Annotated in this window: 14 protein-coding genes; 8 read left to right on the forward strand and 6 right to left on the reverse strand. The window is 48.6% G+C overall.

All coding sequences use genetic code 11. The annotated features are described in order from the left end of the window. Positions 1-8 precede the first annotated feature (8 nt). The gene (locus GK108_RS03195; protein ID WP_163942613.1) at positions 9-1,490 is read right to left on the reverse strand and encodes a xylulokinase; all 1,482 of its coding nucleotides are present in this window, start codon (positions 1,488-1,490) and stop codon (positions 9-11) included. Positions 1,491-1,637: 147 nt separating this feature from the next. On the opposite strand from GK108_RS03195, the gene GK108_RS03200 reads away from it, so the two are divergent. Next, the gene (locus tag GK108_RS03200; RefSeq protein ID WP_163942617.1) at positions 1,638-2,633 is read left to right on the forward strand and encodes a bifunctional heptose 7-phosphate kinase/heptose 1-phosphate adenyltransferase; all 996 of its coding nucleotides are present in this window, start codon (positions 1,638-1,640) and stop codon (positions 2,631-2,633) included. Between the two features lie 74 nt (positions 2,634-2,707). On the opposite strand, the gene hemE is transcribed toward GK108_RS03200, so the two are convergent. After that, positions 2,708-3,730 (reverse strand): uroporphyrinogen decarboxylase, encoded by a 1,023-nt coding sequence (hemE, locus tag GK108_RS03205; RefSeq protein WP_163942619.1) that lies wholly within the window; start codon positions 3,728-3,730, stop codon positions 2,708-2,710. 93 nt (positions 3,731-3,823) lie between these two features. Here hemE and GK108_RS03210 point away from each other — a divergent pair, with 93 nt between their 5' ends. The 4 genes from GK108_RS03210 to GK108_RS03225 all read left to right on the forward strand — a co-directional run bounded on the left by GK108_RS03210 (position 3,824) and on the right by GK108_RS03225 (position 8,702). Beyond that, on the forward strand, positions 3,824-4,900 hold the full coding sequence (locus GK108_RS03210; protein WP_163942623.1) for a glycosyltransferase family 4 protein: 1,077 nt from the start codon (positions 3,824-3,826) through the stop codon (positions 4,898-4,900). Between the two features lie 110 nt (positions 4,901-5,010). Further along, positions 5,011-6,852, forward strand: coding sequence for an ABC transporter ATP-binding protein (locus GK108_RS03215; RefSeq protein ID WP_163942626.1), 1,842 nt, complete (start codon positions 5,011-5,013; stop codon positions 6,850-6,852). Between the two features lie 320 nt (positions 6,853-7,172). Continuing rightward, on the forward strand, positions 7,173-7,919 hold the full coding sequence (locus GK108_RS03220) for a ferritin-like domain-containing protein (RefSeq protein ID WP_163942629.1): 747 nt from the start codon (positions 7,173-7,175) through the stop codon (positions 7,917-7,919). Positions 7,920-7,931: 12 nt separating this feature from the next. Continuing rightward, positions 7,932-8,702, forward strand: a complete 771-nt coding sequence (locus tag GK108_RS03225; protein ID WP_163942632.1) for a ferritin-like domain-containing protein — start codon at positions 7,932-7,934, stop codon at positions 8,700-8,702. A 69-nt stretch (positions 8,703-8,771) separates the two neighbouring features. Here the strand turns inward: GK108_RS03225 and GK108_RS03230 are convergent, their stop codons facing one another. After that, positions 8,772-10,196, reverse strand: a complete 1,425-nt coding sequence (locus GK108_RS03230) for a hypothetical protein (protein WP_163942635.1) — start codon at positions 10,194-10,196, stop codon at positions 8,772-8,774. A 69-nt stretch (positions 10,197-10,265) separates the two neighbouring features. After that, positions 10,266-10,793 carry a DNA topology modulation protein gene (locus tag GK108_RS03235; RefSeq protein WP_163942637.1) on the reverse strand — a complete coding sequence of 176 codons (528 nt, stop codon included), beginning with the start codon at positions 10,791-10,793 and terminating at the stop codon, positions 10,266-10,268. 297 nt (positions 10,794-11,090) lie between these two features. On the opposite strand from GK108_RS03235, the gene carB reads away from it, so the two are divergent. The 3 genes from carB to GK108_RS03250 all read left to right on the forward strand — a co-directional run bounded on the left by carB (position 11,091) and on the right by GK108_RS03250 (position 14,804). Further along, a complete protein-coding gene (gene carB, locus GK108_RS03240; RefSeq protein ID WP_163942640.1) occupies positions 11,091-13,967 on the forward strand; it encodes a carbamoyl-phosphate synthase large subunit in 2,877 nt (958 codons plus the stop codon). A gap of 119 nt (positions 13,968-14,086) precedes the next feature. Continuing rightward, complete coding sequence (locus GK108_RS03245; RefSeq protein WP_163942643.1) at positions 14,087-14,302, forward strand: antitoxin; 216 nt, start codon at positions 14,087-14,089, stop codon at positions 14,300-14,302. Positions 14,303-14,372: 70 nt separating this feature from the next. After that, positions 14,373-14,804 carry a putative toxin-antitoxin system toxin component, PIN family gene (locus tag GK108_RS03250; protein WP_163942646.1) on the forward strand — a complete coding sequence of 144 codons (432 nt, stop codon included), beginning with the start codon at positions 14,373-14,375 and terminating at the stop codon, positions 14,802-14,804. Positions 14,805-14,884: 80 nt separating this feature from the next. Here GK108_RS03250 and GK108_RS03255 read toward each other — a convergent pair whose 3' ends face one another. Then, a complete protein-coding gene (locus tag GK108_RS03255; RefSeq protein ID WP_163942650.1) occupies positions 14,885-16,450 on the reverse strand; it encodes a DUF4394 domain-containing protein in 1,566 nt (521 codons plus the stop codon). Positions 16,451-16,721: 271 nt separating this feature from the next. Beyond that, the gene (locus tag GK108_RS03260) at positions 16,722-17,423 is read right to left on the reverse strand and encodes a porin family protein (protein WP_163942653.1); all 702 of its coding nucleotides are present in this window, start codon (positions 17,421-17,423) and stop codon (positions 16,722-16,724) included. Between the last annotated feature and the right edge of the window lie 52 nt (positions 17,424-17,475).

Below are 17,475 nucleotides of genomic sequence, written 5' to 3' on the forward strand. Positions count from 1 at the left end.
AAACTCAGCTAGTTACGATTCAGGATGTTCAGCCAGCGTTCGTAGGCGTTCCGGTATGCTTCCTGAGCGCGCATGTCTGGCTCAATGGTGCGAACAACATTCAGGCCAGCAAAGGCTTCGGCGGGCGTCTTGTAGTAGCCTAGTCCCAAACCAGCACCGCGAGCAGCGCCCTGCGCTCCATCCGTATTGTATAATTCAATGGCGGCTCCGGTCAGATTTGCAAGCGTATCGCGGAAAAGCGGACTCAAAAACATATTCGCTTCGCCCGCCCGGATAGTTTGCAGGCCAACGCCAACACTTTCCATAATCTGGATACCGTAGTAGAACGCAAAGACAATCCCTTCCTGAGCGGCCCGAATGAAATGCGGCAGGCCATGACGCGTTAATTGCAGCCCATGAAATGAAGCGCCTAAATCGGCATTTTCAAGAATGCGTTCTGCGCCGTTTCCGAAAGGCAAACACGTAAGGCCATCAGCTCCGACGGGCGCTTCGTGAGCCAGCGCGTTCATCGCGTCGTAGCCGATAGAACGTTGCAGAACCTGATTTCGAAGCCAGCTATTCAGAATTCCCGTGCCATTAACGCACATCAATACACCGTACCGTGGATTTTCGGCTGTGTGGCTCACGTGCAGGAACGTATTAACCCGCGATTGTGGATCATAATTCGCCTGATCGCTTACACCATACACCACGCCCGACGTACCAGCCGTAGCCGCAATCTGACCCGGCTCCAGTACATTCAGCGATAACGCGTTGTTTGGCTGATCACCAGCGCGATACGTAACGGGAGTGCCCGCTGATAGGCCCAGCTCTGCGGCAGCTGATGCCATCAGTTCGCCCTGTGGAGCGAAAGTTGGTTTTATTGTCGCAATCAGATCTGGATTGAAACCGAAATAGTCGAGTAAAAACTGGGCAGGCTGATTGGCCTGGAAATCCCAGAAAGCCCCCTCTGACAGACCCGAAGCCGTCGTAACAATGTCACCTGTCATACGGGCGGCCAGGTAATCACCGGGCAGCATAAATTTATACACCTGCGCGTAAATGTCTGGCTCATTGGCTTTTACCCAGGCAAGCTTAGCCGCCGTGAAATTGCCCGGCGAATTAAGTAGATGGTGTAACGTGCGGTCATGGCCAAGATCGTCGAAAGCCCGGTTCCCAAACGGAACGGCCCGGCTATCGCACCAGATAATGGAAGGACGTAGCACATTAAAGTCTTTGTCAACAACCACCAGGCCGTGCATCTGATAGGAAATACCAATAGCTTTTACCTCATCAGGCTTGACGTTGGCTTTGGCTAAAACAGCTTTGCTGGCCAGACAGGCGTTTTTCCACCAATTGTCGGGTTGTTGTTCGGCGAAACCCGTTTGAGGAGCTTCGATAGCCATTTCGGTCTCAGGAAAGAAGACAGAGGCAACAGCCGCACCACTATCGGCATTAACTAAACAAGCTTTAACGGACGAGCTACCCAGATCGAAGCCAAGAAAGTACATGGAAGAAGGGTTTAATTTTAGGCCCGCAAAATACGCAATCCTGCACATACATCAACGCCCGACCACTGCCTAGAACCTTTTATGCCAGTTCGGAAATCGACGCGTCTTTCTGTTTCTTTGCATTCTTAATCAAGTTGTATTGCCCCTATGAATCCAGTTTTGGATATGACCATTGACGAATTGTTCGATCAATTCGACAAATTACGCGTCCTGATCATTGGCGACGTAATGCTCGACTCCTACGTCTGGGGGCGTGTTGAACGGATTTCTCCGGAGGCACCCGTACCCGTCGTTACTGTTAATCATCGGGAGCTGCGGCTTGGGGGAGCCGGAAATGTACTGTTGAATGTACAGGCGCTGGGGGCCGAAGCAATTATTTGTTCGGTTATCGGAACCGACGAACCCGGCGATAAATTGGTCGGGGAATTGGGTGAGCGTGGGTTGAACTGTGATGGATTGATTCGGAGCAACGATCGGGTCACGACTATTAAAGAGCGGATCATTGCCGGTTCGCAGCAGGTTGTGCGGGTTGATACCGAAACGGATAAGTACATCACCGCCACTGAACGGACGCAGCTCATCACTAAAGCAAAAGAACTAATCCCGACCTGCCACGTCATTATTTTTGAGGACTACGACAAAGGCGTGTTAAGCGCAGAAGCCATTGCCGAGATTACCGATTTCGCCAACGAAAAGGGAATTCCAACCGTTGTCGATCCGAAGAAACGTAATTTCCTCTCCTACCAGAACACGACGCTGTTCAAACCCAACCTTAAAGAACTGCGCGAAGGGCTTAAACTGGATTTCGATGTTGATAAGCCGGTCGAATTTGAAGCCGCTGTTGACCAGCTAAAAGATCAGCTCAATATTAAAGGAGCACTCATTACGCTGTCGGAACGTGGTGTTTTTATTGATTTCAACGGCGAGAAGCATAAACTACCCGCTCATGTTCGGACCATTGCCGACGTATCGGGAGCGGGCGATACGGTCGTTAGTATTGCCGCCTGCTGCGTGGCGCTGAAACAATCGCCCAGCATTATAGCGGGTTTATCGAATCTGGGTGGTGGACTGGTTTGCGAATCGGTGGGCGTAGTGCCTATCGATAAGACTCAGTTGAAAGAAGAAGCCAAAGAGAGTTTATAAGTTTAGTCAGTTAGACATTCCATGTCTTCAAGACATGGAATGTCTGTTTAAGAGAGTTGCTGAAATTGGCGTTTTTACATCTCCTTGATGGCATCAACAAAGCACCGCGCTTTGTCGGGATCGGTATCAGGATAAATACCGTGACCCAGATTGGCGATGTAATGCTGATGGCCGAACGCATTCAGCATTTGTTTGGCCTCGGCCCGAATTTGCGCAAAATCGGCGTACAACACGCAAGGGTCTAAATTACCTTGCAGGACTCGGTCGGGAATGAGTTCCCGCGATTCGTGCGGGTCCATGTTCCAGTCTAAGCCTACTACGTCGCAATTTAATTGACCAATTTCCTGACGCGCAAAAAAGGCCCCTTTCGCAAACACTGTCACGGGAACAGTTCCGGCAATTAAATCACAGATTTGTTTTATATACGGTAGCGAGAATGTCCGATACTGTTCGGGGGAAAGAATCCCGGCCCAGGAATCAAAAATCTGTACCAGATCGGCGCCAGCCCGAATTTGTGCCTGTAAATAGGCAATGGTGCTGTCAGTGATTTGCTGCAGCAGCGCATGAGCGAAATCGGGATCAGTATAGAGTAGTTTCTTAGCTACCGAAAACGTTTTTGAGCCTTTCCCTTCGGTCATGTAGCAAAAAATAGTGAACGGGGCTCCGGCAAAACCAATCAGCGGTACGCGCCCATTCAACTCTTTCTTGGTCAATTTGATAGCATCCAGTACGTAGCCCAGATCGCTTTCCGCGTCTGCAACACGAAGACGACTCAGGTCGGCCATGTTACGTACCGTTTCCGGAAATACGGGGCCACGACTTTCGATCATCTCGTAGGGAAGGCCCATGGCTTCTGGAATAACCAGAATATCAGAAAAGATAATGGCCGCATCCACATCGAAGGCATCTACTGGCTGAATTGTTACTTCAGCGGCCAGTTCGGGCGTTTTGGCCAACGTAATAAAACTGCCTGCCTGCTCACGAACAGCTCTGTATTGGGGCAGAACACGGCCTGCCTGCCGCATCATCCAGACGGGAACGCGCTCGGTTAGTTCGCCCCGTGCGGTGCGCAGTAATAAATCATTCTGTAAAGTCATGGTGCAAAGATAGTCTTGAACGGCGATTCATCGGATTATCCTGATTGTCTGATTAATTTTGGGCTTTCTCATTTTTTATTGAATCGATTTGTAATGCCTTCTGTCTTTATCGATGCCGAACGAATGCGTGATCTGAATAGTGGTCTGGGTCAGGTTTGTCTGCACCTGAGCCATGAGCTTGTTCGTCAACGTCCCGATTCATGGGAGTTAACATTTCTGGTCCCCAAAGGGAAAACGGGCATTTTTGGCGATTCGGTACAGTATATAGAGGCATCGTGGCAACGAAAGCTGTGGATTCCTGGTCAATACGATCTCTGGCACTGTCTGCATCAGGATTCAGTCTACTTGCCGCTACGTTCTACCTTAATTTTAACGATCTACGATCTGAACTTTCTGGAACGTAGTGATTATTCGGCAGAGAAGAAGGCCCGTAAATTAGCCCGGCTACAGCGAAAGATCAATCGTGCTACGTTACTTACGGCAGGATCGGCCTATACGGCGTCGGTAGTTCGGGAGCACTTACGTATTCCTGAAACGTTGCCGTTAGAAGTCGTTTATACGGGGGTGGCAGTTAGCGAGCAGGACGTAGCGGCTGATGCACCTGAACCGGCCTTTTTGACTGGAAGCGATGCGCCCTTTTTTCTGTTTGTCGGTGTTATTCACCCCAAAAAGAATGTCCACACGCTTTTACCACTACTCGAAGCGTTCCCTGATTATCGACTGGTGCTGGCTGGGCCAGACCGGCATACCTATGCACAGCATGTTCGGGATCAGGCCCAGAAATTAGGGATTGCCGACCGGCTTATCATGCCCGGCGCTGTTGATGAAGAAACCAAACTGTGGCTCTATGCTAATTGTGATGCCTTTTTGTTCCCCTCTTTGTCAGAAGGTTTCGGCTTACCCGTAGCAGAAGCGATGACATTCGGCAAACCAGTATTTATCTCAAATCTGACCAGTTTGCCGGAGGTTGGCGGTAAAGAAGCGTATTATTTTGACAGCTTTGACCCGGAGAATATGGCTAAAATCGTTCATGATGGCCTGCACGATTTTGCTCAGAATCCGTTACGTCAGGAACGGTTACGGCGCCGGGCGGCTGGTTTTAGCTGGGCTAGTGTGGCTGGGGAGTACTGGAAGTTGTATAAGGAGTTGATAGATGGAAAAAGGATCTGATAGACGCTTCTGCACGTGGTTCTTGTAGTAGTACGATTGGCTTGCTGCTAAAATCAGAGTAATCCTGGAATCTGTTTAATCCCGGTTCCGGCGGTATCTTTGCAATACCAATGAAAACATACTTACGATTACTCTCATTTGCTAAACCGCTGGGCAGGTTTCTGACGCCATTCGTTTTGACGTCTCTGGTAGCCAGCGTGTTTGGTGTGTTGAATTTTACGTTGCTTATTCCCCTGCTGAGTATACTCTTCAATCAGGTAGATGCAAAGCAGGTGGCGAAGTTTCTGAGTCAGCCTGCACCGTCTTTGGCAACCATCGCTACGTCGCCAACCAAAGTCTTTAATTATTACTTCGCGCAGGTATTTCAGGAATACGGCAAAATCGGGACATTGCAGTTTGTTTGTGGCGTTATCATTCTCTCAGTCCTGCTAAGCAATTTGTTTAAGTACCTATCGATTCGGCAGCTGGAGTCATTCAAAGCCCGGATGGTGGCTACACTACGCGAAACCGTATTTAGCCGGACCTTACGGTTACACCTGGGTTTCTTTTCGAATGAGCGGAAGGGAAACCTGATCTCCCGGATTACGACGGATGTACAGGAAGTAGAAAACTCAATTGCCAATACGTTATCGGCGGCCTCGAAGGAAGTATTTTTGCTGATTGGCTACATTATTGCCCTGCTCAGCATTTCGGTAAAACTAACACTATTTGCGATCATCGTCATTCCCATTTCGGGTGGGTTTATTGCGACGCTGGTTCGTAGAATGAAACGCGACGCACAGGAAGGCCAACTGCGGTTGAGTGCTGTGGTGAGTTTGCTGGACGAAACATTTGGCGGTATGCGCGTGGTGAAAGGGTTTGTGGCCGAAGGGTTTATTCTGGACAAGTTTCGGCGCGAGAACGAAGGGTATCGGAACGCCGTACGCTCACTGGCCAATCGGCGCGAACTGGCCTCGCCCTTTTCGGAAGTGATGGGCGTAGCCGTTGTAGCAGGTATTCTGTTGTACGGTGGTTCGCTGGTGCTGAGCGGGCAATCGGATCTGACAGCCGCCGAATTCATTTCCTATATCGCTATTTTCTCGCAGGTTACGCGCCCGGCCAAAGATATATCCAATGCGTTTAGCGGATCGCAGCGTGGGCTGGCCTCGGGTGAGCGCGTATTGGAACTGATCGATACGACACCGGCGGTTCAGGACAAACCCGGCGCTACGTCGCTGGCTGGTTTTCAAAAGCAACTATCGGTCAGGAACGTATCGTTTGCCTATAATGCCGATACGCCGGTGCTACGCGACATAAGTTTCGAGCTGCCAAAAGGAAAGACGATTGCCCTGGTTGGCTCGTCGGGTGGCGGAAAATCGACCATTGCGGATTTGATTCCGCGATTCTATGATCCTACCGCCGGACAAATTCTGATCGACGGTGTCGATTTGCGCGACTGCACTATGGAGTCGTTACGTGCCCAGATGGGTATTGTAACGCAGGAGAGCATTCTGTTCAACGATACCATTTTTAATAACATTGCCTTTGGTAGTTCCGCTACAGAATCCGATGTAATGGAAGCCGCCCGGATTGCGAATGCCCACGACTTTATTATGGCTCAGCCCGATGGGTATCAGACCATTATTGGTGATCGGGGGGGCAAGTTATCAGGCGGTCAGCGACAACGGATTAGTATTGCCAGGGCTATTCTTAAAAATCCGCCGATATTGATATTGGACGAAGCGACGTCTGCGCTCGATACAGAATCAGAAAAATTAGTGCAGGAGGCCCTGACACGGTTGATGGCTAACCGCACTACGTTAGTAATTGCCCACCGCTTGAGTACGATCCAGCATGCCGATGAAATTCTCGTCGTGAATCAGGGACGTATTGTTGAACGGGGGCGGCACGACGAGCTTTTGACGCTTGACGAGGGTTTCTATCGACGATTAAGCACGATGCAGAATGTTTAGTTAATCAAACCTTTTTTGGCTTATCAATATCCCGACAGCGTAAGGTTGTCGGGATATTTTGTTTTCAGGATATTTCGGGCGTATTAATTCGATAAAAAATGGTCTAGTAGTCTAATTGGTTTGTAGGATTTTACGGATATTGTTTTTGAATTTTTATAGGTTAAATCTCTAGTGAACGGTCGATTCTTGCCCATTCACTCAATAAGCCTTCGTGTAGCTCAATACGGGCAAAAAAGCCAAATCCTTTTGGGGTGTTTTCGCGTAGTTATTGCAGTTCCTCGATGATCGGGGACTACTCCACTAAACGATTAATATTCTCAATGGAAAAACTACAAAATGACCCAACGGCAGCTCCGCAGGGCCTGACCGGGAAAGCATCGGCCGCACTGGGCCGCCGGGTATTTTTGCGTTACCTGGGTGCTACGGCAGCTGCTGGTGTAGCCCTGAGTGCCTGTAAGAATGAGATTGCTGAACCACTAGCCACTGGCTCTGCTCGCGCTGGCGATGCTATTGACCTCGGCGATATTGGTTCGAAAGATGTCAACGTATTAAACTATGCTTATGCACTTGAGCAATTGGAGGCAGCCTTCTATACTCAGGTGCTTCTGACTCCTTACGCTGGCATCAACGGTTATGAGCGGGCAATCCTAGCGGATATCCGTGATCATGAAATCGCGCACCGCGAATTGTTCAAGGCTGCGCTGGGCAGTGCTGCTATTCCTGGACTGACTCCTAACTTCAGCAGCATCAATTTCAGCAGCCGCGCATCCGTTTTAGGAACGGCACGTGTTTTCGAAGCAATTGGTGTATCGGCCTACAACGGTGCTGGTAAGTACATCACTACGCCTGATTACTTGGTACTGGCTGGTAAGATTGTTTCGGTAGAAGCACGTCATACGGCTATTATTAGCGAACTGGTAAGCCCTCAGACAACCTCGTTCTCGGGCGATGATATCGTGGCTGCAGCTTCTGGATTGGGCGAAGCCCGTACGCCCGAAGAAGTACTAACACTAGTACGGCCTTATGTTCAGGAAATTCTTAATGGTAAAAACGGACGTCGCGCATAAACATCAATAGCCATGAATCTACAAAACATACTTAATGAAATTGAAAAGGTAGATGCTGACGTGTACGAACGGCTAGACCATGTATCGCGTCGTCACGTTTTTCATAACTTCCTTAAAAAAGCGCTGACAGGCGTAGCACCCGTTGCTTTTGGCGCTATCCTGAATAAAGCGTATGCGCAAAGCAGCACGGTTGCTGATGTGCTTAATTTCGCTCTAACATTAGAATACCTTGAAGCTGAATTTTACAATAAAGGATTAGCCTCAGGTGGTCTGATCACCGGTATGGAAGGTTGGAATACGTTCCAGCAGATCGCCAAACACGAAAACGCACACGTAGCGCTGTTGAAATCAGCCCTGGGTGGTGCTGCCATTGCTAAGCCAAACTTTGACTTTACCGCCAAAGGCGCTTATCCTGACGTATTTTCTAACTATAAGACCTTTATGACATTGGCTCAGGCATTCGAAGATACGGGTGTACGGGCTTACAAAGGTCAGGCTGCTAATTTGATCAGTGCACCAGATGTATTAACAGTGGCTCTTCAAATTCACTCGGTAGAAGCCATGCACGCAGCTAAAGTTCGTTACCTGGGTGGTAGCCGGGGATGGATTATGGGTGCAATGGGCGCACCAGCCGCTGTATATGCCGGTGAGGATGTTCGGGTGCAGGGTGGCGTAGACGTAGTGAATTTAACAGGCCTTGGTACCGATCAGGTTACCGGAGCTTTTGATGAACCACTAACCAAAGCCCAGGTATTGGCTATTGCCACACCGTTCTTAGCGTAAGTAAGTGGAGTGAGTAGTTGGGTAGTTGTTGACCGGAGTTTTCGGGCAATCAACTACCCAATTATTTTTTTAAGGCTGAGTGGCTGTAACGCTACGTAGCCGCATGGTTGAGCCTTTTTCAAGATTGTTTTCCGGGTTAAGCAGGCAAATCTGATTAATGATGCCATCCCAGCCGTTACGGCCCTGGAGCGCTATTTCGTAGGTCCTGAATTGGCCATCGCCAACAATCGGGAAATCAACGTAGCGTTCGGGTACGTCGTAAAAATCGATCTCGCCGGGTTTGCGCCAGACCAGCCGGGCAGTGGTAGCTTTTGTGGTAAAGGCTGCCTGAACGTAGAGTTTCGGCAGTTCGGTAGGACGCCAGAAGACAAAGGGGCTACAGACCCGGAAATTGGCCCGCGTTGTATCCACCCGTTGCCAGCGAATCGCTAACTCATTCTGAATAGGCCAGCCTTTATCATGAACATTGTAGTAATACCAGCCCTGACGATCGGTAGTGAACCGGAAATTAGGAAGAGTTGCAGGACGGGGCTGGCTATAGGCATACTGCCGAATATCGGCCAGCGAGCCTACAATCAGTGTGTAATCGAATTCATAAACACCATTATGATCAATTTGCATGAAACCATTCGCGCTCATGTAATAACTCGTCATATCGAATTCGCCCCCAACCTGTCCTGAGCCTGACGCGAGCGTTACGAACCGAAACTGATTAGCCTGATATAAGCCAACGCCCCGCCCTTCGGTGTTGAGCAGAGCAGACCAGTTTTCGGTCGTATAATGGCTAATCATGTCATGCTCCGAAAGCTCGGTTAAAGCGCCGTTGGTGAATGGCTGAGCGCCGGTATAGGTTACCTGCCGATACCAGGGTGCATTTGTGTAGACGCATGGCATTTCCTGCGTTCGTCCATCATACTGAGTCGTATCGGCCCGCTGAACCGTAGTTCTGCTCTTCACGTGTACCGTATTGCCCTGAAGTTCGAGCCAATGTTCCATGATGCAATCGGCTGATTCATTAAAGAGCGGCCAGATAAGCGGGACCGTCTTTACGTAAAGTTTGTTCTGGCTTTGCTGGTAGCTAATAATACGGGCAGGATGATTATAATAATCGCCAGCCTGTACTGGATTCCAGCCCAGATTTCGCCAGACATAAACCGGATCTTTCCCGTTAACAGAGTATGGATATGGGCCGCCATAGAGCGAGGTTTGTAGTTGCCGGCCCAAATCATAGTTATTGATCATATTCTGAGAGCTGGTCGCTTCGGCGAGATACGTAATGGCACCCCCCATATTGAGATCGATTCCCACTTTTACTTTATCGTTAGACAGATACAAGCGCTTGGCCTCGGGGCGAGGAAATTGTCCAGGTGACGTATTGGGGTCGTTGGGGTTGGAGGTTGGTGTGTAAGGGGCAGTAGCCGGATAATCTTGCGAACAACTGAGAGTCAGAAAGCCGAACAGTACACAAACTAAATAAACGTAAGGACGAGTCATAGGCGAGTAAGCAGGTTAGCCAAAAATACCGGGGGGCAGGGCGCTTTCCAAGTATACTTATTCAGTGACCTAAGCAGGGTGGGTATGGTTGGAAGTCAGCTGTTGTAGAAAGTGCTTTGCATCCGACGGTTTTTTCAGTATAAACACCTGCCGCTCTGCCCGATACTGATTAATGACCGCCAATACCTTTGGTCGATGTGTTTCTGCATACAATAAAATCCAGCGAATAAAGAGCCAGTCCCAGTGTTCGGGGCAACCGGCCGCCATGTCGGGCCTGACCCGGCCGTAATAACTAACGATCCGTTTCACCGCCCGCCAGACACACACCCAGCGTGAATAATCCAGAAAAATAACCGTATCGGATGCGGCCAGACGTATCGGTAGGGTTGATCCATAGTTGACATCAATAATCCATTCCGATTGGCTGATCAGTTGCTGCTGAAGGGATTGTTGTGTTGGCTTATCAACCAAAACCCAGCTGGGTTGCCACAAAATGGCGTCAAGGTGAATGACGGGTAAATTCAATAAGTGCCCAAGCTGACGGGATAATGTTGATTTGCCGGCTCCTCCACTCCCTAAAATGACAATTCGCTTCACAATAAAATAATATAGCGTAAATGAATGAAAAGTGCTGTTTTGAGCTAGTAGCGCTATTCTGGAGTTGGCAGCTTACGTTTTTTTTTGACTTGTTTTCGGCTAATTAAGACTATTTCTTAAATTCTCTTTTTCCATTCCGATACAAACCCCTAATTTTGCAGGATTTTTGGCGATCCGTAACGGCCTAACGGTCAAAAAAACAACGTCGTCAACTACTATTTGTCATCATTCATCCGGGACCGCCCGGCCGAATCATCAAGGTGAATTCGCCTGCGCGGTTCATTGTCCCGCTGAACAATGCCCAAAAACGCTCAAATCCGCTCAGTTCTTATTATCGGCTCCGGTCCTATCATTATTGGTCAGGCCTGTGAGTTCGACTACTCTGGTTCGCAGGCTGCCCGCTCGCTGCGCGAAGAAGGAATTGAAGTTGCGCTGATCAACTCCAACCCGGCCACAATCATGACAGACCCGATCAATGCTGATCATGTGTATCTGTTGCCGCTGGACAAAAAGTCTATCGTTCAAATCCTGGAAAAACATCAGGAGATGGGCCGGCCAATCGATGCCGTTTTGCCAACCATGGGCGGTCAGACGGCTCTTAACCTGGCTATCGACTGCGATAAAGCCGGTGTTTGGCAAAAATACAACGTACAGATTATCGGGGTCGATATTCGGGCCATTGAAACAACCGAAGACCGTGAGAAATTTCGGCTGAAAATGCTGGAACTAGGCGTTGGTGTTTGTAAAGGTCGTACGGCGCGGTCCTTCCTGGAAGGGAAAGAAATCGCTCAGGAGATCGGCTTCCCACTGGTAATACGTCCTTCGTTTACGTTGGGTGGTACGGGTGGTGGCTTTGTTCAGCGTCCTGAAGATTTCGATAAAGCCCTTACGGCGGGCCTGCATGCTTCTCCAGTTCACGAAGTACTGGTTGAGCAGAGCGTAATGGGATGGAAAGAATATGAGCTGGAGCTGCTCCGCGATAGCGCCGGAAACTTCATCATCATTTGTTCTATCGAGAACTTCGACCCGATGGGTATCCACACGGGCGACAGTATCACCGTAGCGCCAGCCATGACGTTGCCCGATACGCTCTATCAGAAAATGCGCGATCTGTCGATCATGATGATGAACGGTATCGGTAAGTTTGCTGGTGGTTGTAACGTACAGTTCTCGGTTAATCCGGCAACTGACGACATTATTGCCATTGAGATTAACCCACGGGTTAGCCGTTCGTCGGCGCTGGCGTCGAAAGCAACCGGCTATCCGATTGCCAAGATTGCTGCTAAAATGGCTATCGGTTACAATCTCGATGAGCTAATTAACCCAATCACGGGTACTACGTCGGCGTTTTTCGAGCCTGCTATCGATTACGTAATCGTAAAAATACCACGCTGGAACTTCGATAAGTTTCCGGGAGCCGACCGCTCTCTGGGCCTACAGATGAAATCAGTGGGAGAAACGATGGGTATTGGTCGGAACTTCCAGGAGGCACTGCAAAAAGCGTGTCAGTCGCTCGAAATCAGACGTAACGGGCTCGGTGCCGACGGTCGCGAACTGACCGATCGTGAAGCACTGACCGAGAGTCTGGCGCATCCGAGCTGGAACCGTTTGTTCCATATCTACGATGCGTTTAAGGCCGGAATGTCGTTCCGTACCATTCAGCAACTGACCAAAATAGATCCCTGGTTCCTGCATCAGATTGAAGAACTGATTGAGCTGGAACGCGAAATTCAGCAATACGATCTGGACGATTTGCCACCTGAACTGCTACGCACTGCCAAGCAGAAAGGGTATGCCGATCGGCAGTTGGCCCACTTACTTCAGGTAAAAGAAAGTAAGATCTACGATTATCGTCAGGCACACAATATTCGTCGGGTCTACAAGTGCGTTGATACCTGTGCCGCTGAATTTGAGGCCAAAACGCCATACTACTATTCGACATTCAATAACCAGTTGCCCATTACGCAGGATCGGCCGGAGCCGGTATCGCAATTGCCTGGTAACGAGTCAGTACGTAGTGATCGTAAGAAGATTGTTGTTCTGGGATCTGGTCCGAACCGGATTGGTCAGGGTATTGAATTTGACTACTCCTGCGTACATGGTGTTCTGGCGGCTAAAGAAGCTGGTTATGAAACCATCATGATCAACTGTAATCCAGAAACTGTGTCTACCGACCCCGATATTGCTGACAAGCTGTATTTCGAGCCGGTTTTCTGGGAGCACGTACATGCCATTATCATGCACGAACAGCCCGAAGGCGTTATCGTGCAGCTGGGCGGACAAACTGCTCTGAAAATGGCAGAAAAGCTGACGCGCTACGGTATTAAAATTATCGGTACGAGCTGGGAAGCGCTCGATCTGGCTGAAGATCGTGGTCATTTCTCCGATATGCTCCGTAAGCTCGATATTCCGTATCCGAAATTCGGTACAGTGCGGGAAGCCGAAGCCGCTCTCGATCTGTCGCGTGAGTTAGGATTCCCGCTGCTGGTACGTCCAAGCTACGTATTGGGTGGTCAGAATATGAAAATCGTGATCAACGAAACGGAGCTGGAGCAGCATGTCATGAAAATCCTGAAGGATATTCCCGACAACAACATTCTGCTCGACCATTTCCTGGAGAACGCGATTGAGGCCGAAGCCGATGCTATCTGCGATGGCGAAGATGTCTATATTATTGGTATCATGGAGCATATCGAACCGGCGGGTATCCACTCGGGCGATTCGTATGCTGTGTTGCCTACATTTGATCTGAGTGAGAACATAATCCGTCAGATTGAAGAGCATACTAAAAAGATTGCTGTTGCGCTCAAAACGGTTGGTCTGATCAATATCCAGTTCGCGATTAAAGACGAGGTTGTTTATATTATCGAAGCCAACCCGCGCGCTAGCCGTACCGTACCGTTCATCTGTAAGGCGTATCAGGAGCCTTACGTGAATTATGCAACTAAGGTGATGCTGGGCGATAAGAAAGTGAAGGACTTCACCTTCAAGCCCGTCAAGAAAGGCTATGCGATCAAGATTCCTGTCTTCTCGTTTAACAAGTTCCCGAACGTAAACAAGGAACTTGGGCCAGAAATGAAGTCGACCGGTGAGGGAATCTATTTCATCGATGACCTAACCGACGATTTCTTCCAGAAGGTATACGCCGAACGGAATCTCTATCTGAGCCGCTAGTTTGATTAATAAGGCCTGAAAACAGTTGAGCCATGCCGAGTCGGCGTGGCTCAACTGTTTTGTTGCTATTTGCGTTTAGAAAGAAGATATTTACACTAGAAGCCTAAACAGGAAATAGTATGACTGTTGTATCTGTCGAATTGGAAGATAAGCTGGCAGTAGAATTAAAAGAAGCAGCTGAATTGCTCAAAACGGATGAAGTTGAGTTAATTCGTAAAGCTGTTACTAATTATATCCGTCAATATCGCATGGATAGAATTAGAGAAGGAGCACAACCTTATGCTGATCAGGCCGGTTTTCTAACAGAAGATGATATTTATCGGGAAATTTCCTGATTAAAGAATTCCGTTTTATTATTGCTTAAATAAAGGCAAAAAGGCTGTCCTTTTCTCTACTGGTTTCTTCATGGATGCGCCTTTGCGTTTAGCTCCTTCTACAGCGATCGTTTTTGATACGAACGTTCTGCTCTCCGCTTTCATTTTTAGAAAATTTGCTGGTGATGTCTATCAATACTGTGCCGAGCGATATTTGCTCTACAGCTCAGAATGGATGTTGGCTGAGTTATCAGAAAAGCTGGAGAGCAAAAAATTCAGGCTTCCATTGACTTTACAGGAAACTATTCTGGTACAAGTCCGAGAGGATGTACAATTAGTTTATCCTACAAATGAAATGCCCAATTATTCTCGCGATCCAGATGATAATAACGTGTTACGTCTTGCCTTATTTATAAAAGCTAACTTTATAATTACCGGTGATCGTGATCTTTTGGACTTAGGTCAGGTTGAAAAGACTGAAATTATTAGTCCCAAGCTATTTTTTGAACGATACATGATGTAGAACCATCATATAAGAAAGCCCATCTCTGCTGTAGAGATGGGCTTTCTTATACATTCAGTATTGGTTTATGGCAGAGACGTTTAAAATCCTAAGCCGAGTGCCATAGCACGTACCAGAATTGGGAAGTCGGCTACAGGTGTTGCCTGACCAGTCGACAGATTGATCTGGTACACCTTGGTCGATGGGCCGGTTAGCGCATCAACACGTAGCAAGGCGTAGGCAGCGTTGCTGGTTCCGCCGATATCAAAGCCGGTTGCGCCTTCAATATTAACGCCTAGCGGCCCAACAGCCACTAATCCGCCTGCGTTTGGTGGGTCCTGACGCACCAGTCGATCCAATTGAGAGTCGAGGTCGTACAATACCGTTGTGGTGGCTCCGGCGAAGTTATTCGTGTAAGCCGCACCTGTTATGGCGCCACTGGGGCCACTTGAGTACATTAAGTTGCCATCAACGGCCGCAACGGCTCCCGTTTCAGGATGAAGGCGTAGATTCTGGCCCGACGACGTTACCAGACGAATGCGGTCGACGGTTGGGTTAAAATCAAAACCAACATCAACGCCCATCATAGCTGGTGAGAATGGTCCTGAACCAACCATGGTTGCCATGCCATTAGACGTATTGATGGTATACAGGCGACTTGTGCTACTAACAGCGTACAACTGTCCGTTCGCAGGCCGGAAATCGATACCATAAATCATATCTTCAGGGAATAGCCCCGTCAGCGGTTTGCTTATCGGCATACCAGGCGCCATTGGATTGAAAATGACCAGATTGTTGAAGCGGTCAATCGCGTATGCAACAGGATCGGTCGGAATAGCTAGCCCAACAATACTAAAGCCTGGTAAATCGCCTAAACGCTCAGCCTGTCCGGTTGCCAGGTTGATCTGGTAAAAACCCTGGGTGATGCCGTTGATCAACGTAGCGACAGCGCTGCCATCGGGAGCAATATCGAAGCTGCCGGCACCGGCAATATCAACGCCTAATGGGCCCACTTCCACTAACGTACCATTATTAGGAGGATCCTGGCGATATAGTTTATCCGTAATGGGATCAATATCGTATAGGGTAGTTGTGGTTACGCCCGCGCGATTATTGGTATAGGCAACGCCAGAAATGGCTACGTTTGCGCCATTGATAGCTCCATCGATAGCGGCCGTAGCCCCGGTTTCGGGATGAAGACGCAGATTTTGCCCCCGGTTCGTTACCAGGCGAATGCGGTCGACGGTTGGGTTAAAGTCAAAACCAACTACATCGCCGTTGATGGCAGGCGAAAAAGGAGCTGCGCCGATAGCCGTGGCGACTCCGCTATTCAGGTTGATAGCGTAAATTCTGCTGCCATTACTTACACCGTAAAGTTGACCTGTGGCCGGACGGAAATCGATCGAGACCAGCCGTTCGTTTGTACCTAGGCCAGTGATTGTCGTTGTTCCTAACGTAACGCCTGGATTTTGCGTATTTAACTTTAATAACTGGTTATTATCGGTCAGCACGTAGAACAGAAAGTTGGCCGATAGCCGGGCACTAGACCGGGAAAAATCACTCTGCGGTTCCAGTTGAATCTGGTTCTGCTGGCAGGAATTAAGCGTTACCAGTGAGCTTACAGTGAGCAAACCGATAAGAAAACGGAGCGAGGCTTTGTGCAACATAATCGTTAAATAGAAAAGTTTTCATTGAAAAATTTTGCTAATCAAAAGCCTATACGCGCTAACTCGTAAAACGGATTGTTATGTATTAAAAAAAGATTAAAATAGTATTCAATGGTCCAAAAATTCAGTTTGTAACTGCTTGAAGATGAGAAATCTATATTAGGGTTGTAGATAGCATTAAACTATCAAACACTGGTTGTACCTAAAAAATAGCCAATAAAAAAGCGTCCCCCGTTAGAAGGGACGCTTATGAAAAGTACTACGTATCGGCCTACCGGCGGTAGCGGCTACGATATTCAGGACCAACGCCAAAACCGTAGCCGAGCGTTACGGTAACCGTTGAATTATACACATTTTGATTACCAACACCTCCTCTGATTGGCTGGCTTGTCAGGTCGGCCAGACCAAAGTTATAGCGAGCATCGATTAAAAAGCGCTGACGGGCACCCCAGCCTGGGAAGTTCAGCTGAAAACCAGCAAAGGCACCTAAATCCAGGTTTTTGAAAGCCTCAGAGTTTGTTACGTCTGGCTGATCTACACCTCCTCTTTTCTGCTTAACGATCTGGGCACTGAGTGGAATGGACAGTGCAGGGCCAAAAAACAGATTGGGCCGGAAATTCCCATTCAACGTGAGAAAGTAACGTAATGCAACGGGAATTTCTAAATAATTGGCACGCTGGGTAAACTCAACAGGAATATTCCCCGGATCTGTACCCGTGAATTTGCCACCACGCTGTGAGTAAAGAATATCGGCTGAAATGCCGAAATGATTAAGCGAGCTATACATTAAAAAAGCACCAGCCGTCAGACCTGGAGCCATTTTATAGCCCGTTACATCTCCACGAAATGTGGATAAATTTAAGCCAACACGGGGGCCGGCGCTGAATCGTTGTTGTGCATAAGTGCTTGATAGGCAAGCTAAAATAGCTACGGACAGGATGGTGAGAGAACGTAGCGAAATTGAGCGAAACATAGACTGATTGAATAAGTGATATGCCCCGTAAACGCTCAGAGTTTTATAAATG

Source organism: Spirosoma terrae, from assembly GCF_010435915.1.
Classification (GTDB): domain Bacteria; phylum Bacteroidota; class Bacteroidia; order Cytophagales; family Spirosomataceae; genus Spirosoma; species Spirosoma terrae.